The 21,549-nt window shown below is 74.6% G+C and carries 18 protein-coding genes; 8 read left to right on the forward strand and 10 right to left on the reverse strand.

Features of this window, described 5'->3' with window-relative positions; translation table 11 throughout:
• The first annotated feature begins 1 nt into the window (after position 1).
• The 4 genes from V6U88_RS21845 to V6U88_RS21860 are packed head-to-tail and all read left to right on the forward strand — an operon-like array spanning position 2 to position 4,303.
• Positions 2 to 1,954 (forward strand): DMT family transporter, encoded by a 1,953-nt coding sequence (locus V6U88_RS21845; protein ID WP_334455674.1) that lies wholly within the window; start codon positions 2 to 4, stop codon positions 1,952 to 1,954.
• A complete protein-coding gene (locus V6U88_RS21850) occupies positions 1,951 to 2,508 on the forward strand; it encodes a hypothetical protein (protein ID WP_334455675.1) in 558 nt (185 codons plus the stop codon). The genes V6U88_RS21845 and V6U88_RS21850 overlap by 4 nt, the downstream gene beginning before the upstream one ends.
• The gene (locus V6U88_RS21855; protein WP_334455676.1) at positions 2,505 to 3,704 is read left to right on the forward strand and encodes a M23 family metallopeptidase; all 1,200 of its coding nucleotides are present in this window, start codon (positions 2,505 to 2,507) and stop codon (positions 3,702 to 3,704) included. The genes V6U88_RS21850 and V6U88_RS21855 overlap by 4 nt, the downstream gene beginning before the upstream one ends.
• Positions 3,701 to 4,303 carry a hypothetical protein gene (locus tag V6U88_RS21860; protein ID WP_334455678.1) on the forward strand — a complete coding sequence of 201 codons (603 nt, stop codon included), beginning with the start codon at positions 3,701 to 3,703 and terminating at the stop codon, positions 4,301 to 4,303. Before V6U88_RS21855 ends, V6U88_RS21860 begins: the two co-directional genes overlap by 4 nt.
• A 5-nt stretch (positions 4,304 to 4,308) precedes the next feature.
• Here V6U88_RS21860 and V6U88_RS21865 read toward each other — a convergent pair whose 3' ends face one another.
• Complete coding sequence (locus tag V6U88_RS21865; protein WP_334455750.1) at positions 4,309 to 4,872, reverse strand: hypothetical protein; 564 nt, start codon at positions 4,870 to 4,872, stop codon at positions 4,309 to 4,311.
• A gap of 202 nt (positions 4,873 to 5,074) precedes the next feature.
• Between V6U88_RS21865 and V6U88_RS21870 the strand changes: the two genes are divergently transcribed.
• Complete coding sequence (locus V6U88_RS21870; protein ID WP_334455679.1) at positions 5,075 to 7,642, forward strand: FtsK/SpoIIIE domain-containing protein; 2,568 nt, start codon at positions 5,075 to 5,077, stop codon at positions 7,640 to 7,642.
• Positions 7,639 to 8,367 carry a hypothetical protein gene (locus tag V6U88_RS21875; protein ID WP_442934670.1) on the forward strand — a complete coding sequence of 243 codons (729 nt, stop codon included), beginning with the start codon at positions 7,639 to 7,641 and terminating at the stop codon, positions 8,365 to 8,367. Before V6U88_RS21870 ends, V6U88_RS21875 begins: the two co-directional genes overlap by 4 nt.
• Positions 8,368 to 8,424: 57 nt before the next feature.
• Here V6U88_RS21875 and folE read toward each other — a convergent pair whose 3' ends face one another.
• The 4 genes from folE to V6U88_RS21895 form a co-directional block, all read right to left on the reverse strand.
• A complete protein-coding gene (gene folE, locus V6U88_RS21880; protein WP_334455752.1) occupies positions 8,425 to 9,090 on the reverse strand; it encodes a GTP cyclohydrolase I FolE in 666 nt (221 codons plus the stop codon).
• A 35-nt stretch (positions 9,091 to 9,125) separates the two neighbouring features.
• Positions 9,126 to 11,129, reverse strand: a complete 2,004-nt coding sequence (gene ftsH, locus V6U88_RS21885) for an ATP-dependent zinc metalloprotease FtsH (protein WP_334455681.1) — start codon at positions 11,127 to 11,129, stop codon at positions 9,126 to 9,128.
• A 399-nt stretch (positions 11,130 to 11,528) separates the two neighbouring features.
• Positions 11,529 to 12,104 (reverse strand): hypoxanthine phosphoribosyltransferase, encoded by a 576-nt coding sequence (gene hpt / locus V6U88_RS21890; RefSeq protein ID WP_088976453.1) that lies wholly within the window; start codon positions 12,102 to 12,104, stop codon positions 11,529 to 11,531.
• 99 nt (positions 12,105 to 12,203) lie between these two features.
• Complete coding sequence (locus tag V6U88_RS21895; RefSeq protein ID WP_334455684.1) at positions 12,204 to 12,341, reverse strand: hypothetical protein; 138 nt, start codon at positions 12,339 to 12,341, stop codon at positions 12,204 to 12,206.
• Positions 12,342 to 12,492: 151 nt separating this feature from the next.
• Between V6U88_RS21895 and V6U88_RS21900 the strand changes: the two genes are divergently transcribed.
• Positions 12,493 to 13,458, forward strand: coding sequence for a GlxA family transcriptional regulator (locus tag V6U88_RS21900; protein ID WP_334455685.1), 966 nt, complete (start codon positions 12,493 to 12,495; stop codon positions 13,456 to 13,458).
• A gap of 204 nt (positions 13,459 to 13,662) precedes the next feature.
• Here V6U88_RS21900 and V6U88_RS21905 read toward each other — a convergent pair whose 3' ends face one another.
• The 4 genes from V6U88_RS21905 to dacB form a co-directional block, all read right to left on the reverse strand.
• A complete protein-coding gene (locus V6U88_RS21905; protein ID WP_334455686.1) occupies positions 13,663 to 15,297 on the reverse strand; it encodes a gamma-glutamyltransferase family protein in 1,635 nt (544 codons plus the stop codon).
• A gap of 119 nt (positions 15,298 to 15,416) precedes the next feature.
• Positions 15,417 to 16,412 carry a tRNA lysidine(34) synthetase TilS gene (gene tilS / locus V6U88_RS21910; RefSeq protein ID WP_334455688.1) on the reverse strand — a complete coding sequence of 332 codons (996 nt, stop codon included), beginning with the start codon at positions 16,410 to 16,412 and terminating at the stop codon, positions 15,417 to 15,419.
• Between the two features lie 10 nt (positions 16,413 to 16,422).
• Positions 16,423 to 17,490, reverse strand: a complete 1,068-nt coding sequence (locus tag V6U88_RS21915) for a zinc-dependent metalloprotease (RefSeq protein ID WP_334455689.1) — start codon at positions 17,488 to 17,490, stop codon at positions 16,423 to 16,425.
• A 65-nt stretch (positions 17,491 to 17,555) separates the two neighbouring features.
• Positions 17,556 to 19,031, reverse strand: a complete 1,476-nt coding sequence (gene dacB / locus V6U88_RS21920) for a D-alanyl-D-alanine carboxypeptidase/D-alanyl-D-alanine endopeptidase (RefSeq protein WP_334455753.1) — start codon at positions 19,029 to 19,031, stop codon at positions 17,556 to 17,558.
• Between the two features lie 525 nt (positions 19,032 to 19,556).
• On the opposite strand from dacB, the gene V6U88_RS21925 reads away from it, so the two are divergent.
• Complete coding sequence (locus V6U88_RS21925; RefSeq protein WP_334455690.1) at positions 19,557 to 20,063, forward strand: inorganic diphosphatase; 507 nt, start codon at positions 19,557 to 19,559, stop codon at positions 20,061 to 20,063.
• Between the two features lie 54 nt (positions 20,064 to 20,117).
• Here V6U88_RS21925 and eccD read toward each other — a convergent pair whose 3' ends face one another.
• Positions 20,118 to 21,518, reverse strand: coding sequence for a type VII secretion integral membrane protein EccD (gene eccD / locus V6U88_RS21930; RefSeq protein WP_334455692.1), 1,401 nt, complete (start codon positions 21,516 to 21,518; stop codon positions 20,118 to 20,120).
• Positions 21,519 to 21,549 lie beyond the last annotated feature (31 nt).

Consider the following 21,549-nt stretch of genomic DNA (forward strand, 5'->3'; position numbering starts at 1 on the left):
CATGGCGAGGGCCCGGGCACGGATCGCGGCGCTCCTCCTCGCGCTCGGCGTACTCGCCGGTGCCACGATCGCCTGGCCGGTGGTCGGGGCGACACCGGCCGCAGCGGCCCCGCCGGTGACGGCCCAGGCGGCAGCGGAGCTGTGCAGCACGAAGGAGTGGCAGGCCGACTTCCGCGCCTGCGTCGCCAAGCTGCAGCAGGTCGCTGACGAGGAGGTGAAGTGCCGCAACGCGCCGGTGCCCACCACCCCGGATTCGGGACTCGCGGGATGGTTTGCCTCGAGGCCCGACTCGTCCAAGCTCGCCGGTCCGAAGGGTTTCTACAGCGACTACGGCTACGCCGGCTACAGCTTCAACACCTACGACCTGGACGAGGGATGCGCATCGTCGGTGCTGCACCCCGACTACAAGTTCACCACCACGGTCGCCAACGGCGAGTTCATGTTCGCCACGTCGATCATCGGCGCCTCGAACGCCCTGCGGGAGCGGGCCTGGGACCCGCGCTCGATGTGGGGCTGGGCCGACCCGCTGGTGGAGAAGTCGACCAAGGCCGTCTACCAGAAGGTGTTCAGCGTCTTCGGCATCGTCACGCTCTGCGTGGTCGGCCTCTACCTGCTCTGGCGGTCCCGCCAGTCGGACATGAGCAACGCGATGACCACGGCTGGCTGGGCACTGCTGGTGATGGTCGCGGTGACCGCCCTGGCCGCCTGGCCCGTCAAGTCCGCCAACATCGCCGACGGCACCCTCATCACCACCCTCGGCGTCGTGCACGACGCGGTCGGTCCGGCGTCCCGTGACACTCCCCCCGGCCAGTGCGACGACCCAAACCCGGCGGCGTGCAGGGACAACCGGCCGCCGGCGATCCGGGCAAGCGACACCGCTACAGAGTCGATGCTCTACCGCAACTGGCTGCGTGGCGTGCTCGGGTCGGCGGACAGCGAGACCGCCAAGAAGTACGGCCCCGCGCTCTACGACGCCAAGTCGCTCTCCTGGGAGGAGGCGGAGAAGCTCCGGCAGAATCCCGCCACCCGACCAGCGACGATCAAGGCCAAGCAGCAGCAGTGGGCCAGGGTCGCCGCTGAGATCGAAAAGGAGGACCCGGAGGCGTACGAATACCTCAAGGGCACCCGGGACATGGACCGGATCGGTTCCGGCTTCATCGCCGTGCTGGCCGCGCTGCTCTTCGCGATGTTCGACCTGACCGCCTCGCTGCTGGTGCTGCTCGGCTTCCTGATCTTCCGGTGGGCGGTGATCGCGGCGCCCATCCTGGGCACGGTCGGCCTGCTGCGGCCCGCCAGTGCCGGGCTGCGCCGCCTCGGCAACGCGGTGGTCGCCGCCCTCTTCAACATCGCCATCTTCGGCACCGGAGCCGCCATCTACCTCTTCGCGGTGGACCTGATCATGAGCACGCCCACCCTGGCCGGCTGGCTCCAGGTGGTGCTGGTCTGGCTCTGTGGCGTGGTCGGCTGGCTGCTGCTCCGCCCGTACCGGCGGATCACCCAGCTCGGAGGCAAGGACAGCAGCGAGGCGGTCAGCTCGGCCGGCTCCTGGCACCGCCGCTTCTTCCGGGACATGCGGGTCGCCGCGCGGCTCGACGTGGTGGAGCCGGGCGGCACGACCGAGCCGGCCCTCGCCCGGCGCCGCGGGCTGGCGCTGGAGCCGTCGAACCTGCGCCCGGAGGCCCGGCGCGAGGATCCCTCGCACGCCTCCACCACCCTCGCGGTGCGGGATCGACCGGACGGTCGGGAACGCGCGGACGAGACGGATCCGCCGGAGGTGCGGTCCGGCGACGGTGCGCGGACCACCGCGCCGCGTCCCCGCCGTCGACAGCCGGCCAGTTGGACGGAGCCGGACTTGCCCGAGGAGTCGCCCGCCTTCGTCGTGTACCGACCGGATTCCGCCGAGCGCACACCGGCCAGCAGGCCGAACCCCCGGGTGCGCTCCGAGGCCCGGTGACGGCGATGCGGCGAGCGATCGAGTTCCTGGTCACCCGGATCCTGCGGTCCCGGATCGGCATCGCGCTCGCGATCGCCGTGCTGGTCTTCGGGGTGATCGGGACCGCCCGCCTGGTAACCGGCCCGGTCGACCCGGCCGCCGGGCTCAGCAACCGCCCGAGCGAGCCGATCACCACGGTGGACCCGGCGGAGGGCGACGACGGCGTACTCGCCACGCCGCTGCCGGCGTCCCCCCGGACGCGTCCCGGTGAGCTGACCCCTCAGCAGACCGCGGACCGGTTCGCCAAGGCGTGGCTCGGTGGGCCGGCCGTCACGGCGGAGAAGTGGCACTCGGACCTGCGCCCGTTGTCCACGGCGGGGCTGACCGAGAAGCTCACGGGCGCCGACCCGGCGGGGGTGCCGGCGGAGAAGGTGACCGGGGAGCTGATCCTCCGGCCGCGCACGGAAGCCTTCGCGGAGGTGCTGGTCCCGCTGGAGACCGGACGGCTCCGACTGGAGTTGGTGGCGCCGGACGGGCGCTGGTTGGTGGACGCCGTGGACTGGGAGCGGGAATGACTGCCGAGCTGCCGGGGGTGGGCCAGCCACCCCGTCGCCGCCTCCGGATCGGCGCCGTGGCCACCGCGCTGACCGCCACCTTCACCCTGCTCTGCTGCGGCGGCGGGACAGCGGCCTTCTTCCTCACCAACCTCGGCGGCGAGGAGCCGAGCCTGGTCTCCACGGAGCAGACGTGCGGCGAGGACCACCGGGTCACCGTCACCGGCAGGATGCCGAGGATGGCCGCCTACGGCGACAGCCAGCTGCGCAACGCCGCCGTCATCATCAAGGTCGGGCAGGAGATGAAGGTGCCACCCCGCGGCTGGGTGATCGCGGTGGCCACCGCCATGCAGGAATCGGCCCTGCGTAACCTGGCCAACAGCACCGTCGCCGGCTCCCGCGACATCCCGAACGAGGGGGTCGGACGGGACCACGACTCGGTCGGCCTGTTCCAGCAGCGGGCCGGCTGGGGCAGCGTCAGGCAGCGGATGAGCCCGGACTACGCGGCCCGCAAGTTCTACGAGAAGCTGCTCAAGGTGGACGGTTGGGAGCAGCTCCCGTTGACCCTGGCGGCCCAGCGGGTCCAGATCAGTGCCTACCCGGATGCGTACGCCAAGCACGAGGACACCGCCGGCCAGATCGTGAACGCGTTGACAGAAGGCGGCGCCCGGACGGTGCTGATCGCCAACAAGGTCGTCTGCGACCGGGCCTCCGCCAAGACGATCGCCGCCTCCGGCTGGACCTCGCCGATCCCCGGCAGAGTGGGTTCCGGCTTCCGGACCGCGAGTCGACCGCAGCACAACGGGGTGGACATCGCCGCACCGAAGCGGACCACGCCGATCCACGCGGCGGCCACCGGGCGGGTACTCGTGGCCCGCTGCGATCCCGACCGCCAGGGCCGGCTCGACTGCGACGTGGACGGCTACCCCGGCAAGGGCGGCTGCGGGTGGTTCGTCGACATCCTGCACGCCGGCGGGTTCATCTCCCGCTACTGCCACATGGTGGAGAAGCCGCTGGTCGTCCCCGGTCAGGAGGTGCGGGCCGGTGAGGTCATCGGACGGGTGGGCAGCAGCGGCAACTCCTCCGGCCCGCACCTGCACTTCGAGGTCCACCGCGACGGCGACCGCAGCTCCCATGGGGCGATCGACCCGGTGCCGTTCATGCGGCAGCGGGGGGCGCCCCTCAACGGCTCGAGCGTGAGGCACGCGGAACGATGACCGGTCCGCTGCCGGATCCCTTCGCCGGCCAGCCCGACTGGGCGCCACTGACACCCCGGCCGGTCGAGATCGTGCCCGCCACCGGGCGGGTGGAGCTGCGTGGCCGGCGGGTGCTGGTCGGGCTGCCCGGTCTGGGCTGGCGGGGTGACCTGCGGGCCGACGAACGGGTGGTGCAGGGCAGCCGCACCTACGTGCCGGTGATCCCCGAGCACGAGTGGTACCGGGCCGAGTCCGACCAGGTCGAGGTCTTCGCGCCGTTGATCCCGGTGGATCGCGTCTGGGTCGAGACGCTCGGCGAGCGCCCGCGCCCGGGAACGGCCGGTCGAGAGCAGGGCATCCGGCTGGTCTCGCTGGACGAGCCGGCCCACCGGACGCCCACGCCGGTCTTCGAGGCGGACACGGTCAGCGGGCGACGGGTGGTGCACGTGGAGGACTCGGTCGAGCACCGGGACCTGCGCGCGGTGACCGAGACCTACTCCGGCGCCGACGGCGACATCTGCGTCCGGGTCACCCCCGAACTGGAGTGGTACCGGTGGGCCTGGCGTGGGCAGGCACCAACCACTCTGGAGGTCCCGGTACATCTCCTGTGGATTGAGTGAGTTGGTCAGGCAACCTTCCGAGCGCCGCAGACTCGCCAGCCATCCTTCGTGTCGACTACATCGAAGGTCCAGTCCTCGCGGCGGCTGCTCCGTTGTTGTCCGTCCGAGGACCCGGCGATCGTCAGGGTGCTGCTGACCGATTCGCCGCCGACCGACTTCGCTCGGGTGAGCGGCCCCCAACTGATCCGGACGACGACGTTGTAGGTGGCCTCGCGCTGCTCCGCCTCGGTCCGCAGGGCCGTGGCCGCGGTGAGGTCCGCATTCCCCTCGCAGACGAGCAGGCTGGCCCGCGCGTCGTTCCGGTTGACCAGATATTCGCGCAGGTAGTTGTCCACCACCACGTCCGGCGCGCTTCGATCCGGCGTCGTGGCCCGGTCGTACAGCACGTAGCCGATCACCGCGCCACTCACGCAGAGCAACGCCAGCACCCCCGCGACCACGGTGAGCACGGTGCGGGTCCGGCGGGGCGGCTGCTGCGGCGCCGGCGCGACGGCAGGGGGCGCCAGTTGGTCCGGCGGGGTCCGCTGCGCCGGTACGCGGGAGACCTGGGAACCGGCGGGGGGCTGCACTGATTCCACCCCCTGAGGCTATCGGCTGAGCGCCTCGTACCCAATGCCCCAGATCCTGCGGATGGTGACAGGACGAACCCGTGACGTGAGAGTTCGGCACGCTTTGCGACAAGACCGCTCCGCGCCGCCGCGCTTCCCGGGCGAGCGGACGGACCTGGGATACCGTCTGAGCTCGGGGAGGTTTCCAACCTCGGAAAGAGGGGTGGACACGGTGGCCGGTCCGAAGTCGCGCACGAACCGTGCCGCCGCTCTGCACCGGCGGGCCGCCGCCACCGCCGCCGCGGCCGCCGGCGTGCTCGACGAGACCCGCCCGGCCCCCGCGGACCAGCGCCGGCAGTACGAGCTGGCGGACCGGCTGCGGACGGCGGCGGCGGTGCTCGCCCCGGGCTGGGCCGGGGCCCCGCTGGACAGCCTGCCGCCGGACACCCCGGCGGGCGAGGTGAACCCGCCCTTCGTCCGGGTCGGTACCGCCGCACCGCTGGACGACGCCCGCTTCCCCGCGCTGGTGCCGCTGCTGGGCACCGGTCATTTGTCGCTCGACGTCGACGCCCGGGAGCCGCGGGCGGTCGGGCTGCTCCGGGCCGTACTGCTGCGTCTGTTGGCCGCGACGCCGGCCGGCTGCCTGCTGGTGCGCGCGGTGGACGGCGCCGGCGCGGGCGACACCTTCGCGCCCTTCGCGGCGCTGGCCGACGCGGGCCTGCTGCCGCCGCCGGCGGTGGACGTGGCCGGCCTGCGGGCGGTGCTCACCGAGGCCGAGCAGTGGGTCTCCCCCGGCACCGGCCGGCCGCGCCGGCACGACCGGACGCTGCTGCTGGTGATCGCCGGGCTGCCGGAGCTGACCGGGCCGAGCGACCTGGGCCGGATCGAGGCGCTGGCCGCGCAGGGCCGCCCCGCCGGCCTGCACCTGGTGGTCGCCGGTTGGCCGCCACCCGGCCCGTACGCGGCTCGCCCGCCGCTGCCGCAGGCCACCCGGTTGGAGCTGCGGACCGCGTACGCGCTGCTCGGGGATCCGCCGGGGAGCCCGTTCAGCGGGCCGGGCGGGGACTCGCCGGGTGGCTTGAACTCGCCGGTCTTCGTGGACGACGACCCCGGGGCGGACCTGATCGTGGCGGTCTGCCGCCGGCTCGCCGAGCAGGTGGAGGCCGGTTCCCGGCTGGGCCTGGCCGAGCTGCTGCTCCCGCCGGAGGAGCCGCTGTGGCAGGCCGGCTCGGCCGACGGGCTCTCCACGACCGTGGGCGACGCGAACGGGCGGCCGGTGACGGTGGGCTTCACCGAGCTGACGCCGCACTGGCTGGTCAGCGGTCGCTCGGACGCCGGCCGGTCGGCGTTCCTCACCAACGCGCTGCTCGGTCTCGCCGCCCGCTACGGCCCGGACGAGCTGGCGCTGCACCTGGTGGACCTCGGCGACGGCGAGTCCTTCGTGGAGTTCCTGCAGACCGAGCGGGACCGCTCCTGGGTGCCGCAGGTCCGGGCCGCCGCGATGGCCGCCGACCCGGAGTACGTGCGCGACCTGTTCGACCAGCTGACGGCGGAGATCCGCCGGCGCGAGGAGGCGGGCGCACGGGCGGGCGGGCAGCGTTACGCGCAGCTACGGGAGCACCAGTCGCTGCCCCGGATCGTCTGCGTGATCGACAACTTCCCGTTGCTGCTGGCGACCCGGGACCCGGTCGCCGCCGACGTGCTCGCCCGGCTCGACGGGCTGGCCCGCGCCGGGCGCGCGTACGGGATCCACCTGGTGCTGGCCGGCGCGGGTGACCTGGGCATCGGCGCAGGGCCGGCGCCGCGGGACTCGGTGCTGGGGCAGTTCCCGGTGCGGGTGGCGCTCTCCGGCGGTGGCGCGGTGCTCGCGCCCACCAACGACGCCGCGGCGGGCCTGGCGGTGGGCAGCGCGGTGGTCAACACCGCGGGTGGACTGGGCGGCCCGCGTGGGGCCACCCGGGGTCATGAGCGGCTGGTCCGCTTCCCCGACCCGCACGACGCCCCGGAGATCGTCGAGCGGCTGCGGCACCGGCTCTTCGAGGCCCGCCCGGAGGGGACCACCCCGCCGGTGGTCTTCGCGGGCTGGGCCCGGCCGCTGCTGCGCAACGACCCCCGGCTGCGGGCCGCCCTGGCCGGGCGGGCCGGTGGGCCGGCCGCCCTGCTCGGCCGGGCGGTGGACGTGGCTCGGACGACGGTGGCCGTCCCGCTCGGCCCGGTGGCCGGGCGTAATCTCGCCGTCCTCGGGGCGGGCGCGGGGGCGGCCGGGCTGCTGGCGAACGCCGCGCGCAGCACCGCCGCCCACCATCCGCCGGGTACGGCCCGGTTCGTGCTCGCACCGCTGGCCGAGGGGTCCGCCGCGGTGGCCGCCGGGTTGTCGGCCGAGCTGGCGCAGCGGCAGCGGGTGGAGACGGTCGACGCGGCGGGGCTGCTGGGCGCGATGGACGGTGCCGGGCCGGCGTACCTGGTGGTGTTCGGGGTGGACCTGGCGACGGCGGAGGAGTTGCCGGTGGAGCGGCTGCGCACGCTGCTGCGCGAGGGCCCGCCGGGCGGGGTCCACCTGCTGGGCTGGTGGCGGACGGTGCCGCCGTTCGCGGCGCTGCTGGCGCCGGACGGCGAGGTGGACAAGCTCGCCGCGGTCGCCGCGGTGGACGTGCCGGGGGCGATGCTCGGTGCGGTCTTCGGTCGGCCGGTGGAGTGGCGGCCCCGCCCCGGCCGGGTGGTGCTCTGGGACGGTCCGGGTGAGCGGGGCACCGTGCTGGTGCCGTTCGCCGACGGGGAGGAGCCGGCGTGAGCGGGCGTGGTGAGGGGGCTGCCGTGGTGGGCGTCGGCGAGGCGACGACGCCGGTCCGGCAGCGGGTCGGTGACGAGCCGGTCGGCGCGGTGGCCGCCGCGTGGACGGACTACCTGGCCGCCGCCCGGCAGCTGGACGGGGTACGCCGCGCCGCGGCGACCGCCGCCGCGGAGCAGGCCCGGGCGGTGGAGGCGGCCCGGGGGGAGCTGACCGAGCTGCACGCTCGGTTGGCGCCGCAGCAGGCCGGGCTCCGGGAGCAGGGCGTACCGGCGATCTCGCTGACCCCGACGCCGCCGGAGCTGACCGAGGCGGTCCGGTCGATGGTCGGCGGCCCGGCGGCCGTGCTGGCCGCGCTGCGGGTGGCCCGCGGGTGGGCGGACGCGGCCGACGCGACGCTGGCCGCGCGGGGTCCGCTGCGGCCCGCGGCCTGGCCGCCCCGGGCCCGCAACCTGCTGGTGTACGGCCCGTTGGCGCTGCTGGTGCCGGTGGTCCAGCTGGTCGTCCTCGTGCTCGCCGGGCCGGGCGCGGCGAGCCTGGTGGCGCTGGTCGTGGGGCTGCCGATGCCGGCGGTGGCGTTCGGGACGGGCTGGGTGGCGGTGGGTCGGCTCTTCCCGCCCCGCCCGGGTGAGCGGCTGGACCGGACGCCCCGGCTGGGCGCGCTGACCTGCCTGGTTCCGGCGGTGGCGACCGCGAGCGCGATCATGCTGGCGATGCTGGCCGGCTGAGACGCGGCGGCCGCGCCGCTCCCTCGGGGAGCGCCGCGGCCGGTCGGACGGTACGGATCAGCGCGGGATGATCAGGGCCATCGCCTCGGCGCGCGACTTCGCGTCGTGCTGGAGGGTGCCCCGCACGGCCGAGGTGATGGTCTTGGCGCCGCTCTTCTGGATGCCGCGCATCGCCATGCACATGTGCTCGCAGTCGAGCACCACGACGACGCCGCGCGGTGCCAGCTTGCTCATCAGCAGGTCGGCGATCTGCGAGGTGAGCCGCTCCTGGACCTGGGGGCGCCGGGCGAAGACCTCGACCAGCCGGGCCAGCTTGGACAGGCCGGTGATCCGGCCGTCGGGCCCCGGGATGTAGCCGATGTGCGCGCTGCCCCGGAACGGCAGCAGGTGGTGCTCGCAGAGGCTCATCACGTCGATGTCCCGGACGAGCACCAGTTCCTCGTGGTTGGCCTCGAAGGTGGTGCTGAGCACCTGGGCCGGGTCGACCCGGAGGCCGGCGAAGAGTTCCGCGTACGCCCGGGCCACCCGGGCCGGAGTCTGCTGGAGTCCGTCCCGGTCGGGGTCCTCCCCGACCGCGATGAGGATCTCGCGGACGGCCTTCTCGATCCGGCCGAGGTCCATGGTGTCCTCGATCGGGCGGCCGGTCAGCTTGCCGCTGATCAGTCGCGCGGCCACGTAGTCCAGGGCCTCGTCGCCGTCGGGTTCGGTCGACGAGGCGGCCAGCCCCGATCGCTCGGGGCTGGCCGCGGCGTCGGTGTTCAGTGGGTACCGTCCGAGTTGTTCGAGCCGCCGACGGACAGGCCGTCGGCCTGGGCCTGCGCCTTGAGCTTGTCCTTCTCGGCCGGGGTGAGCACCGGGGGCTCGGTGGAGGGCTGACGCTTGCCGAAGCCGTTGTAGGGGGCCATCGGCGGGCGCTTCGCCACCCGGGCGCAGATCCGGGCCATGTCGGCGGTGGAGAGAGTCTCCTTCTCCATCAGCTCCAGGACGATGTTGTCCAGGACGTCCCGGTATTCCACCAGGATCTCCCAGGCCTCGTCGTGGGCCAGCTCGATCAGGGCCCGCATCTCGCCGTCGATCTCGGCGGCCACCGCGTCGGAGTAGTCCCGCTCGTGGCCCATGTTGCGGCCGAGGAACGGCTCGTCGCCGCTGGTGCCGTACTTGATCGCACCGAGCTTGGAGCTCATGCCGTACTGGGTGATCATCGCGCGGGCCAGCTGGGTGGCCTTCTCGATGTCGTTGCCGGCGCCGGTGGTCGGCTCGTGGAAGACCAGCTCCTCGGCGGCCCGGCCACCCAGCGCGTACGCCAGGGTGTCGACCATCTCGGCGCGGGTCTGGGTGTACTTGTCCTCGGTCGGCAGGACCAGGGTGTGGCCCAGCGAGCGACCACGGGACAGGATCGTCACCTTGTGCACCGGCGCGGCGTGCGGCAGCGCCCAGGCGACCAGCGCGTGGCCACCCTCGTGGTACGCGGTGATCTTCTTTTCCTGGTCGCTCATCACCCGGGTCCGGCGCTGCGGACCGGCGATCACCCGGTCGATCGACTCCTCCAGGGAGTCGTTGGTGATCGCCCGCTGGTCCTTGCGGGCGGTGAGCAGGGCCGACTCGTTGATGACGTTGGCCAGGTCGGCACCGCTGAAGCCGGGGGTCCGCCGCGCCACCGAGTCGAGGTCGACGTCGGGGGTGAACGGCTTGCCCTTGGCGTGCACCCGCAGGATCGCCTTGCGGCCCTCCATGTCGGGGGCGTCCACCGGGATCTGCCGGTCGAAGCGGCCCGGGCGCAGCAGCGCCGGGTCGAGGATGTCCGGCCGGTTGGTGGCGGCGATCAGGATGACCCCGCCCTTGGTGTCGAAGCCGTCCATCTCGACGAGCAGCTGGTTGAGGGTCTGCTCGCGCTCGTCGTGGCCGCCGCCCATGCCGGCGCCACGGTGCCGGCCGACGGCGTCGATCTCGTCGACGAAGACGATCGCCGGGGCGTTCGCCTTGGCCTGCTCGAAGAGGTCGCGGACCCGGCTGGCGCCGACACCGACGAACATCTCCACGAAGTCGGAGCCGGAGATCGAGTAGAAGGGCACCCCGGCCTCGCCGGCCACCGCACGGGCGAGCAGCGTCTTACCGGTACCGGGCGGGCCGAAGAGCAGCACGCCCTTCGGGATCTTGGCGCCCAGGGCCTGGTACTTCGCCGGGTTCTGCAGGAAGTCCTTGATCTCGTGCAGCTCCTCGACGGCCTCCTCGGCCCCGGCCACGTCCGCGAACGTGGTCTTCGGCGTGTCCTTGGTGATCATCTTCGCCTTGGACTTGCCGAAGTTGAGCACCCGGGAGCCGCCGCCCTGCATCTGCGACATGAAGAAGATCAGCAGGAGCACCAGCAGGGCGATCGGGAGCAGGTTGACCAGCAGGCTCACCCAGATGCTGTCGGACGACACCTTGGCGTCGGCCGGGCCGGTCACCCGGTTGGCCGCCTTGGCCGCGAGGACGTCGTTCCAGACCTCGTCGCCGACCTCGTACGGGAACTGGGCCTCGATCCGGTCGGTCGTGGTGTCGCCGAACTTGGTCTTCTGGGCCAGGTTGAGCTGGAGCGTCTGCTCCTTGTCCTGGAAGACGACCTTGTTGATCTTGGCGGTGTGGAGCTGGTCGAGCGCAACGGAAGTGTCCACGCGGTGGTAGCTGGGACCAGCGGTGAACAGCTGACTGAGCACAACGGCGCCGAGGATGACCAGGATGATCCAGACCACCGGTCGGCGGAAGAAACGCGTACGTTCCATGCTGTTGTCGAGCGCCGAGACGCCCGCATCCTCCTGATCGACGTCCTGACCGTCTGAATGGTGTCGCCGCCTTGGCGGCGCCGAGCCGCCGTGCGGGCCGGCCTCGACCCCGAGGCGCGCCAACTGCCGCGCCGCGGTCATTCGACGGTACACCGTGTGCGCCAGCAGTGAGCTTCTGAGCCCAGCACTTACGCGGACGGCGAACCAGGGTTTCAGCCGGTGTGGCGGGAGCTCCGCACCCGGCCACCCGACCGCCGGTCACACACGGGTCGAGGGGTCGGGCGTGGAGACTACCTCCACGCCACCGGCACCTACCGTAGTCCGATTTGCTGAGAGCCCGCTGAACGTCCGCTCGATGAAAGCCGATACGACCAGCTCCCGAGCCGGTCGGGCGAGGGCTCAGGCCCGGGCGTAGACCTCGGGCTTGAGCACGCCGACGTAGGGCAGCTCGCGGTAGCGCTCGCCGAAGTCGAGGCCGTAGCCGACCACGAACTCGGTCGGGATGTCGAAGCCGACGTACTTCACCGGCACGGGGACCTTCACCGCGTCCGGCTTGCGGAACAGGGCGACCACCTCGACGCTGGCCGCGGAGCGGGACTCCAGGTAGCGCAGCAGCCAGGAGAGGGTCAGCCCGGAGTCGACGATGTCCTCGACGACGACCACGTGCCGGCCGGCGATGTCCCGGTCCAGGTCCTTGAGGATGCGGACCACCCCGGAGGAGGTGGTGCCCTGGCCGTACGAGGAGACGGCCATGAACTCCAGTTCGGCCGGGGGGCCGTGCCGGCCCAGCGCCCGGGCGAAGTCGGCCATGAACATGACCGCGCCCTTGAGCACGCAGACGAGCAGGAGTCCGTCCTCGACGCCGGCGTAGTCCGCCGAGACCTGCTTGGCGAGTTCCGCGGTCTTCTCGCGGATCTGCGCCTCGGAGATGATCACGTGATCGATGTCGGCGTCGTACCAGGAGCCGTCAGCCATGCTCCTAGCCTGCCGTACGCCGACTGACCTCCGTCGGCGGGGCCGCCCCTTTTGGCGCGGTCCCGCCGTGGATTTTTTCGGCAATCCGGACCAATCACCTCAGCAGGTGCGGGACTGCCAGCGGCGACCCTGGTCGGTCGGCTTCCAGTCGGCCGAGTCGTGGCTGTCCGCGGTGAGGCCGGCGGCCGAGGCGACGGCCAGGGTGACGAGGAAGAGCAGTAGCAGCAGCAGTTCCATGGCGGCGCTCGCTTTCGCGTTGGTTTGGAGTGTTTTCGCCGCCGGTGCGCACCGGACTGGTACCAGTTTCCGCCCGCCACCCCGACCCGGACAGTGGCAGAAATGCCATTGCCCCTCGATTTACTGCCATCGGTGGCGTTACCCTCGTCACATGCTTCGATCCGTCGCCGTCGTCGCCCTCGACCAGGTCGCCCCGTTCGAGCTCGGCGTGCTCGCCGAGGTCTTCGGCACCGACCGCACGGCCGACGGTTTCCCCGGCTACCGGTTCGCCGTCTGCACCGCCGACGGCGGCCCCGTCCGCACCTCCTCCGGCTTCGGCCTGACGCCGCACGCCGACCTCGGCCCGGTCGAGGAGGCCGACCTGGTCGCCGTGCCGGCCCACAGCCAGGGCTGCGCGGTGCCCGAGCCGGTGCTGGACGCGCTGCGCCGGGCGGCCGATCGGGGGGCGTACCTGCTCAGCGTCTGCTCCGGCGCCTTCGTGCTGGGCGCGGCCGGGCTGCTCGACGGCCGGGAGTGCACCACCCACTGGCGGTACGTCGACGAGCTGCAACGCCGCCACCCGGCCGCCCGGGTCCGCTGCAACTCGCTCTACGTCGCCGACGGGCCGGTGCTCACCAGCGCCGGCACCGCCGCCGGCATCGACGCCTGCCTGCACCTCGTCCGGCAGGAGCACGGCTCGGCCACCGCCACCCGGCTGGCCCGCCGGATGGTCGTCCCCCCGCACCGCGACGGCGGCCAGTCCCAGTACGTCGAGGCGCCGATCCCGGTCACGCCGGAGGCCCCCACCCTGGAACCGGTGCTGAGCTGGCTGATCGGGCACCTGGACCGGCCGACCACCGTGGACGAGCTGGCCGCCCGCGCGGGCATGTCGGCGCGGACCTTCGCCCGCCGGTTCCGGGCCGAGACCGGCACCACCCCGCACGACTGGCTGACCAACCAGCGGGTGCTGCTGGCCCGGCGGCTGCTGGAGGAGACCCGGCTGAGCGTGGAGACCGTGGCCGACCGGGCCGGCTTCGGCGACGCCGCCGCCCTGCGCCACCACTTCACCCGCCGGGTCGGCACCACCCCCCAGGCCTACCGCACCACCTTCCGCGACCGCGTCACCGCCACCACCTGACGTCGCGCACCGCCACCTCGCCCGCCGGCTCCCGGCACCACCGCAACCACCGCAACCACCAAAGATCCCCACCCCGCCGGCGCTGGTCCCCGGCCCGGCCACGAGGTTTCGCCGGAGCCCGACCCGCGCAGGGATCAAGCCTGACCGCCCGGAGCGGGTCGGGCTCCGGCGAAACCCCACCCCGACAACGACGGACCGCAAACCTCAGAACCCGACCGCCGCCCCGTCCACCCGCGACTCCGTCCCCGCCACGTAACCCCCCGAGGACACCCGCCACAGCGCCTGCCCGTACCCGAACACCGAAGGCTCCGCGGCGACGGCGACCTCGTGCCCCCGGGCGCGCAACCCCGCGACCAGGCCGGGCACCGCGGCCAGCGCCGGCTCGACCAGCAGGGTCCGGCCGGTGTGCCAGTACCAGCGGGGGGCGTCCAGCGCCGCCTGCGGGTCGAGGCCGGCGTCGAGCGTGGCGCAGACCAGCTGGACGTGCCCCTGCGGCTGCATGTGCCCGCCCATCACGCCGAACGGCCCGACCGGGGCGCCGTCGCGGGTCAGGAAGCCCGGGATGATGGTGTGGAAGGGACGCTTGGCCGGCCCGACCACGTTCGGGTGCGCCGGGTCGAGGCGGAAGCCGAGGCCCCGGTTCTGCAACGCGAAGCCGTACCCGGGCAGCACCACCCGGGAGCCGAACGCCAGATAGGTGGACTGGATCAGGCTGACCATCATCCCGCCCGCGTCGGCGGTGCAGAGGTAGACCGTGCCGCCCCGCTCCGGGTCGCCGGCCGCCGGGTCGCCGGCCCGCTCGCCGACCAGGGTCCGGCGGGCCGCCGCGTAGCCGGGGTCGAGCAGGGCGGCGGTCGGCACCGGGGCCCGCTCCGGGTCGGCCACGTGGGCGTGCGCGTCGGCGAAGCCGAGCTTGACCGCCTCGATCTGGCGGTGCAGCCGGGCCTCGGGGTCGAGCGCGGCGAGGTCCGCGCCGTCCAGGATGTTCAGCGCCAGCAGGGCGGCGATCCCCTGCCCGTTGGGCGGTAGCTCCCAGACCTCGTGCCCCCGGTAGCGGGCGCTGACCGGGTCCACCCAGGTGGAGGCGTGCCGGGCCAGGTCGTCGCCGGTGAGCAGGCCACCCGTGCGGGCCGCGTGGGCGTCGAGCGCCGCGGCGATGTCCCCCCGGTAGAAGTCCTCCGCGCCGGTCTCGGCGATGCGGCGCAGGGTGCGGGCGGCGTCCGGGTTGCGCCACCGCTCGCCGGGGCGCGGCGCTCGCCCGCCGACGGTGAACACCCGGTGGAACTCGGCGTACTCCTCGCCGCCCGGCTCGACCCGGGCGGCCAGCGCCCGGTCCCAGGTGGCGGCGGTGCCGGTGGCGACCGGGTAGCCGTGTTCGGCGTAGGAGATCGCATCGGTGAACAGCTCCGCGAAGGGCAGCGACCCGAAGCGGTCGTGCAGGTCCCGCCAGCCGGCCGGCGCGCCCGGCACGGTCACCGGCAGCCAGCCCCGCGCGGGCATCGCCGGGCCGCGTGCCTGCGCACCCCCGAGCGCGTCGACCGCCGCCGGCGCGTGCCGCCCGGTCGCGGTGAGCACGACCTCCCTGGTCAGCGCGGCCGGGGACCGGCCGGAGGCGTTCAACCCGTGCAGCCGCTCGCCGTCGAAGACGATCGCGAACAGGTCACCGCCGATGTCGTTCGAGGGCGGCTGCACCACCGTGAGCGCGATCGCCGTGGCCAGCGCGGCGTCGACGGCGTTGCCGCCGCGCCGCAGCACGGCCAGACCCGCGGCCGCCGCGAGCGGCTGGCTGGTCGCGACGGCACCGTTCGGGGCGAAGAGCGGCTGTCGGGGGTACGCCATCCGCCATGTCTACCGCCTCCGGCGGCTCCCGGGGAGAGTCGGCGTCCCCTGCTCATGATCGGGATACCGGAACCACCCCGACCCGCCGTCGAAGCGTTAACGGCGCGATCGCTGCTACCTCAGTCGACCCGGATCAGCCGGCCGCCGCGGCGGGCCACCCGCAGCCCGCCCGGCAGGTGCGTCGCCCCCTGCCCGCGCCAGTCGGTGACCAGCGCGTCCAGCGCCGTCACGTGCCGGTGCGACAGCGCTGCACCGGAAGCGCCCAGTTCCCGCGCCCAGGCGTGCAGCACCCGGGTACGCACCGCCGGAGCCAGCCCGGCCAGGGCCGCCACCGAGAGCCCCCCGTCGACGGCCCGCACCCCCACCGGGCCGGCGAGGGCGGCGGCGGCCAGGTCGTCCAGCGCGGCGGTGTCGGCGGCGACCAGCCGGGCGGTGCGGGCCAGGTTGTCCAGCACCCCCGGGCCGAGCGCCCGCAGCAGCACCGGCAGCACGTCGGTGCGTACCCGGGCCCGGGCGTACGAGGGGTCGGCGTTGTGCGGGTCCTCCCACGGGGTCAGCCCGAGCGCGGCGCACGCCTTGCGGGTCTCGTCCCGGGTGACGTCGAGCAGCGGACGCAGCAGGGGCACCCCGTCCAGCTCCCGGCGCTCGGGCATCCCGGCCAGCCCGCGCGGGCCGGCGCCCCGGGTCAGCGCGAGCAGCACCGTCTCGGCCTGGTCGTCGCGGGTGTGCCCGACCAGCAGCGCCGCCGCGTCGTGCCGCCGGGCGGCGTCGACCAGCGCCTGGTAGCGGGCCTCGCGGGCGGCCGCCTCCGGGCCGCCGGGGCGCCCGGCCACGGTCACCGGCACCGCCTCGACCGGAGCCAGGCCGGCCTCGACCGCCCACCGCGCCACCGCCCCGGCCCGCTCGGCGGAGCCCTCCTGCAACCCGTGGTCGACGGTCACCAGGCCGGCCGGCAGGCCGAGCCGGGGCGCCACGAAGGCGGTCGCGGCGGCCAGGGCGAGCGAGTCGGCCCCACCGGAGCAGGCCACCAGCACCGGTCCGTCGGCCGGCAGCCCGGTCAGCGCGCGGCGGACCGCGACCCGGATCGCGGCGACCGGCGGGGCGAGGGCGGCCACGGCCGTCCGCTCAGCCGGCGCTCGGGGTGGCGCCGGCCGGCCCGTGCACCCGGGCCACCCAGGCGTCCGGGTCACCCAGCTCGTCCAGCCGGGGCAGGGTCAGCGGGGAGCCGAAGATCTTGTTGAAGCCGTCCATGCCGACCCGGTCGACCACGCCGTGCACGAACTTGCGGCCCTCGGCGTACTGGCGCATCTTGACGTCGACGCCGAGCAGCCGGCGGATCGCCTTCTCCAGCGGGTTGCCGGCCTCGCGGCGCCGGTTGAACCCCGCCCGGATCCGCTCCACGCTGGGGATGACCTGCGGGCCGACGCCGTCCATCACGAACTCGGCGTGCCCTTCCAGCAGGGTCATCAGCGCGGTGAGCCGGTCCAGCACGGCCCGCTGCGCCGGGGTCTGCACGATGTCCAGCACGCTGGTGCGGCTCTCCGGGTCCTTGACCGCGTCGGAGAGGGTGGCCACGCCGCGGCGCAGCCGTTCCAGCAGGTGCTCGTTGCCCTGCGAGGCGTCGACGAAGGCGTTCACCTCGCCGAGGAAGTACGCCCGCATCCAGGGCACCGAGGTGAACTGGGTGCGGTGGGTGACCTCGTGCAGGCAGACCCAGAGCCGGAAGTCGCGCGGGTCCGCCTCCAGCTTCCGCTCCACCTCGACGATGTTCGGCGCGACCAGGAGCAGCTGCCCCGGGTCGCCGGAGAAGACCTCGTACTGGCCGAGGACCCGGCCGGAGAGGTAGGCGAGCACGGTGCCGGCCTGCACCCCGGTCAGCCGGGAGCCGATCGCCTCGGTGAGCGGGCCCGGGCGCTTGTCGCCGGAGAGCCGGCTGACCAGCGGGGAGATCACCTCCCGCAGGCCGGCGATGTTGGCGGCCGCCCAGTCCCGGCGGTCCACCACCCGTACCGGCGGGTGCGTCACCTGCGAGCGCAGCCCGGTGTAGTCGGCGACGTGCCCGGCCGCCTCCTCGGTGAGCCGACGCAGGTCGACGACCACCTCGGTGGCCTCGGCGTACGACACCCGGGGGCCCGACTTGCTCAGCGCCCCCGCGGTCGCGGCGGCCAGATCCCAGTCCACGAACTGCGCCATGCACCCACCGTACCCGCGCCGGAACACCCCGGCCCGGCACGCGAGCAGGGGCTCCGGCGGTCGGGTCAGCGGCAGCCGCAGCCGGCCAGGGCGCCGGCGATCCGGTCGAGGGCCTGGCGGGTGACGTCCGGGTCGCCGGCCGGGGCCCGGTCGGTGAGCACCGCGAAGGTGAGCAGCCGACCCTCGGCCGTGGTGACCAGCCCGGCGAGGGCGTGCACCCCGGTCAGCGTGCCGGTCTTGGCCCGGACCACCCCGGCACCGGCGGCGGTCGTGGTGACCCGGTAGCGGTCGCCCAGGGTGCCGGACCAGGCGCCGACCGGCAGGCCGCCGAAGATGGCGCCCAGTTCCGGGTGGTCGCCCTTGCCGGCGAGCGCGATCAGGTCGGTGAGCAGGGACGGGCTGATCCGGTTGTTCCGGGAGAGCCCGCTGGCGTCGGCGAGGCTGATCTCGTCGGCCGGCAGGCCCAGCTCGCCGATGACCTCGTCCATCGCCGCCGCCCCACCGGCGAAGCTCGCCGGCTTGTTGCGGGCCAGCGCCACCTGCCGGGCCAGCGCCTCGGCGATCACGTTGTCGCTGTCGCTGATCATGATGTCGACGAGCCGGATCATCGGCGGCGACTCGACCTTGCCCAGTTCGGTGCCGGGCGCCGGGGCGCCGGTGGCCGCGGCGCCGCCGGCCGCCGGGGCGGTGCCCTGGGTCACCTGGGCGTCCCCGCCGAGGCCGAGGAGCCGGGCGAAGGAGCGGCCGGCGGTCAGGTCGGGCCGCGGGACCCGCTCGGCCGCGCCGTGGGTGTCGTCGAAGGTCCTCCGGGCCGCCTCGGGGTCGCGGCGCGCGCCGTCGGTCATCAGCGCGGTGATCGACGCGCCGAAGCCATCGACCGGGATGTCCTCGGTCCAGCCGGGGGCGTGCACCGGGCCGGGGAAGAGCGAGGAGTCGACGGTGACCTTCGTCGGCGCGGTGCCGCCGAGCGCCTGCTTCACCTGCTTGGCCAGCGTGTCGAGGCGGGCCGCGCCGGGGTAGAAGCCGTCACGGTCGACCGCCAGGGTCGGGTCGCCCCCGCCGACGAGCACCACCTCGCCCGGGGTCGCCCCGGCCACCGCCCGGGTGGGGATCCGGTACCCGGGGCCGCGGGCCTCCAGCACGGTCACGCCGGTCGCCAGCTTGGTCACCGAGGCGGGCACCGTGCCGTCGTCGCCGCCCCGGGTGTAGAGGGACTCCCCGGTGGTCGCGTCGGCCACCGAGATGTTCACCCGGCTGCCGAGGGCGGCGGCCCCGAGCAGCGGCTCCACGGCGGCGCGTACCCCGGCGGGGGTGGGCTGCGGGGCGTTGGCGTCCGGACCGGCGAGCACCGGCGACGGGTCGGGCTCCGGCGCGCCGGCGGAGGCCGCCGGCCCGGCGGCCTCGTCGCCGAGCCACCCGGCGACCGGCCCGGGACGAACCACCACGGCGACCCCGGCCAGGACCAGCAGCAGCACGGTGGCGAGCACCGCGACCGGCAGCAGCCGGCGACGTCGGCGCGGCGCGGGTGGCGGCGGGGACAGCGGCCCGGCGCCGGCCGGCGGCGGGGAGATGGGTGCGGCGGCGGCCGGGGAGACCGGCGCGGCGCCGTAGAGCTGACCCGGCCCGCTCACCGGGGCCTGCCAGGACTGCGGCGGCCCGGACGGCACCCGGGCGGAGCCGGCGGCGGGTCGACCGGGCGGGTTCACCTCGGGGAACCGGCCGGCGTTGCGGGGATCGCCCGGCCAGACCGGTGGAGCCTGCCCCGACGGCGGCTGCCCGGCGCCCGGCCCGTGCGGGGCCGGAGACCGGTCGGCCGGGTGCACACCGGGCACCGGGACCCGCCCGCTCGCGGATCCGCCGGACCCGCGTCCGTCAACCCCCTCTGGGCGGTAGTGTGAATCTTCCCTCCCCACGACCCCCTCCTCCCGCCTCCGGAACCAGCCTGGGTGACACTACTTCGGTCCGAAGACTATGCGGCGTCCGGAGCCGGCGGGTGGCCAATCACCCGTACCGGGGGCGTCTGTGGTTCCGTTCAGCCAGCGTGGGCAGACGAGGGAGCGTGGGAGATGGATTTCGACGTCACGGTTGAGATCCCGAAGGGTCACCGAAACAAGTACGAGGTGGACCACGTGACCGGCCGGATCCGGCTGGACCGCACCCTCTTCACGTCGACCCAGTACCCGGCCGACTACGGCTTCATCGAGGGCACCCTCGGCGAGGACGGCGACCCGCTGGACGCGCTGGTGCTCGTCCCCGAGCCGACCTTCCCGGGCTGCCTGATCCGCTGCCGCACGATCGGCATGTTCCGGATGACGGACGAGAAGGGCGGCGACGACAAGGTCCTCTGCGTGCCCTACGAGGACCCGCGCCAGGAGCACCTGCGCGACATCCACCACCTGGGCGAGTTCGACCGGCTGGAGATCCAGCACTTCTTCGAGGTCTACAAGGACCTCGAGCCGGGCAAGTCGGTCGAGGGCGCGACCTGGGTCGGCCGGGTGGAGGCCGAGGCCGAGATCCGCGCGTCGTACCAGCGGGCCAAGGACGCCGAGGAGCACGGCGACGCCGCGCACTGACACCAGCACCTCGACGAAGGGCCCGGGAGCGTTCCCGGGCCCTTCGTCGTCGGCTCAGCCCAGCAGGCCGCGGGCGGCGTCGTAGAGGCCCAGCACCGCACAGGCCACCGGCACGACCGCGACCACCAGCGCGGTGTCGGTCAGGTCGGCCACCCGACCCACGTACGGCGACACCGGCCGCCGGGCGTACGTGGTGCCGCCCGCCACGGCGGTGAGCGCCACCAGCAGCCCGCCCACGGTCAGCACCGGCAGCCCCGCCGCACCGGCGCCGACGGCGAGCCCCACGCCGAGCACCGCGAACCCGGCCAGCCCGGCCAGTACCGGCGGCACCCGGTGGCGTACCGCCACGAAGAGCCGGGAGCGCAGCAGCAGCACCGCCGAGACGACCGCCACCAGCAGCCGCCCGGCCAGCCCGCCGGTGCCGCCGAGCACCAGGGCGGCGGCGAGCGCCAGCCCGGCGTGCCCGATCAGCATCCCGGTCAGCATCTCCTCGGTCCGGGCCACCGCCGCGTGCACGCGGGCCCGGTCGGGCAGGTCCCGGACGCCGTCCGGGCCGCCGGTCGGACCGGTCGGCAGAGTGATCGGCGGCAGCGGCATCTTGCCGAGCCGGATCGCCAGCAGCGGCAGCCCGCCGAGGGCGAAGACCAGCACGCAGAGCAGCACCGCCGCGGTGCCGGCCGGGTCGAGCAGGAGCCCGCCGAGGGCGGCTGCCGCGCCGACCGCGCCGACCGTGGCGCCGGCCACGAAGACCCGCAGCCGGGTGGCGGTGCCGAGCAGGCCGAGCACCGACACCAGCAGCAGCGCCACCGCGCCGGCCAGCAGCTCGGGGGCGCCCAGCCAGGGCAGCGGCCGGAACGTACCGACCGGGTCGCCGGAGCTGACCGCGAGGGCGCCGGCCGCCGCGGCGTACGGCAGGGCGTACCCGCCGAGGGTGGCGCCGGTCGGGCCGTCCCCGTACGCCCGGGAGGCGACCGTGCCGGCGAGCGCGAGCAGCAGCGCGACGGTGACCGCGAGCGGCCAGCCGGCGGGGTGCTGCGGCCCGCCGGCCAGGACGGCGACCAGCCCGACTGCGAGCGGCACGCCCGCCCCGGCGAGCGCGGCGGCCCGGGTGGCCGACGGCGACCAGGCGCTGCCCCGCCGCCGGGCACCGTCGGCGATCGCCTCGACGACGTCGTCGTACTCCAGCTCGGGCCACTCGGCGTGGGCCGGGACGAGGTGCAGCACCTCGCCGTCGCGCACCCCCTGGGGCAGCAGCGCCTGCGCGGTCGCCAGCACCGCCCCGTCCGTGCGACGCAGCACCCAGCCGCCGTGCCGCTCGCCGTCGTCGGCCAGCCCCTCGCCGGCGTGCCGCAGCACCTCAGGCAGCAGCTCGGCGAGGGGGACCTGCTCCGGCAGGGCCACGTCGACGCGTCGTTGCGGAGCGCTGATGGTGACCCTTGCCAGCCCGGTGGTCATCGAGTGGTCTCCATATCGAGCGGGAGCGGTG

It is taken from the genome of Micromonospora sp. CPCC 205739, from assembly GCF_036906795.1.
GTDB lineage: Bacteria > Actinomycetota > Actinomycetes > Mycobacteriales > Micromonosporaceae > Micromonospora.

What these genes read in the sequence shown, in the direction of transcription:
- V6U88_RS21845 (WP_334455674.1), top strand. Translation starts at nt 2, where the DNA reads ATGGCGAGGGCCCGGGCACGGATCGCGGCGCTCCTCCTCGCGCTCGGC.
- V6U88_RS21855 (WP_334455676.1), top strand. Translation starts at nt 2,505, where the DNA reads ATGACTGCCGAGCTGCCGGGGGTGGGCCAGCCACCCCGTCGCCGCCTC.
- V6U88_RS21860 (WP_334455678.1), top strand. Translation starts at nt 3,701, where the DNA reads ATGACCGGTCCGCTGCCGGATCCCTTCGCCGGCCAGCCCGACTGGGCG.
- ftsH (WP_334455681.1), bottom strand. Translation starts at nt 11,129, where the DNA reads ATGGAACGTACGCGTTTCTTCCGCCGACCGGTGGTCTGGATCATCCTG.
- hpt (WP_088976453.1), bottom strand. Translation starts at nt 12,104, where the DNA reads ATGGCTGACGGCTCCTGGTACGACGCCGACATCGATCACGTGATCATC.
- V6U88_RS21895 (WP_334455684.1), bottom strand. Translation starts at nt 12,341, where the DNA reads ATGGAACTGCTGCTGCTACTGCTCTTCCTCGTCACCCTGGCCGTCGCC.
- V6U88_RS21900 (WP_334455685.1), top strand. Translation starts at nt 12,493, where the DNA reads ATGCTTCGATCCGTCGCCGTCGTCGCCCTCGACCAGGTCGCCCCGTTC.
- V6U88_RS21905 (WP_334455686.1), bottom strand. Translation starts at nt 15,297, where the DNA reads ATGGCGTACCCCCGACAGCCGCTCTTCGCCCCGAACGGTGCCGTCGCG.
- V6U88_RS21915 (WP_334455689.1), bottom strand. Translation starts at nt 17,490, where the DNA reads ATGGCGCAGTTCGTGGACTGGGATCTGGCCGCCGCGACCGCGGGGGCG.
- V6U88_RS21925 (WP_334455690.1), top strand. Translation starts at nt 19,557, where the DNA reads ATGGATTTCGACGTCACGGTTGAGATCCCGAAGGGTCACCGAAACAAG.
- eccD (WP_334455692.1), bottom strand. Translation starts at nt 21,518, where the DNA reads ATGACCACCGGGCTGGCAAGGGTCACCATCAGCGCTCCGCAACGACGC.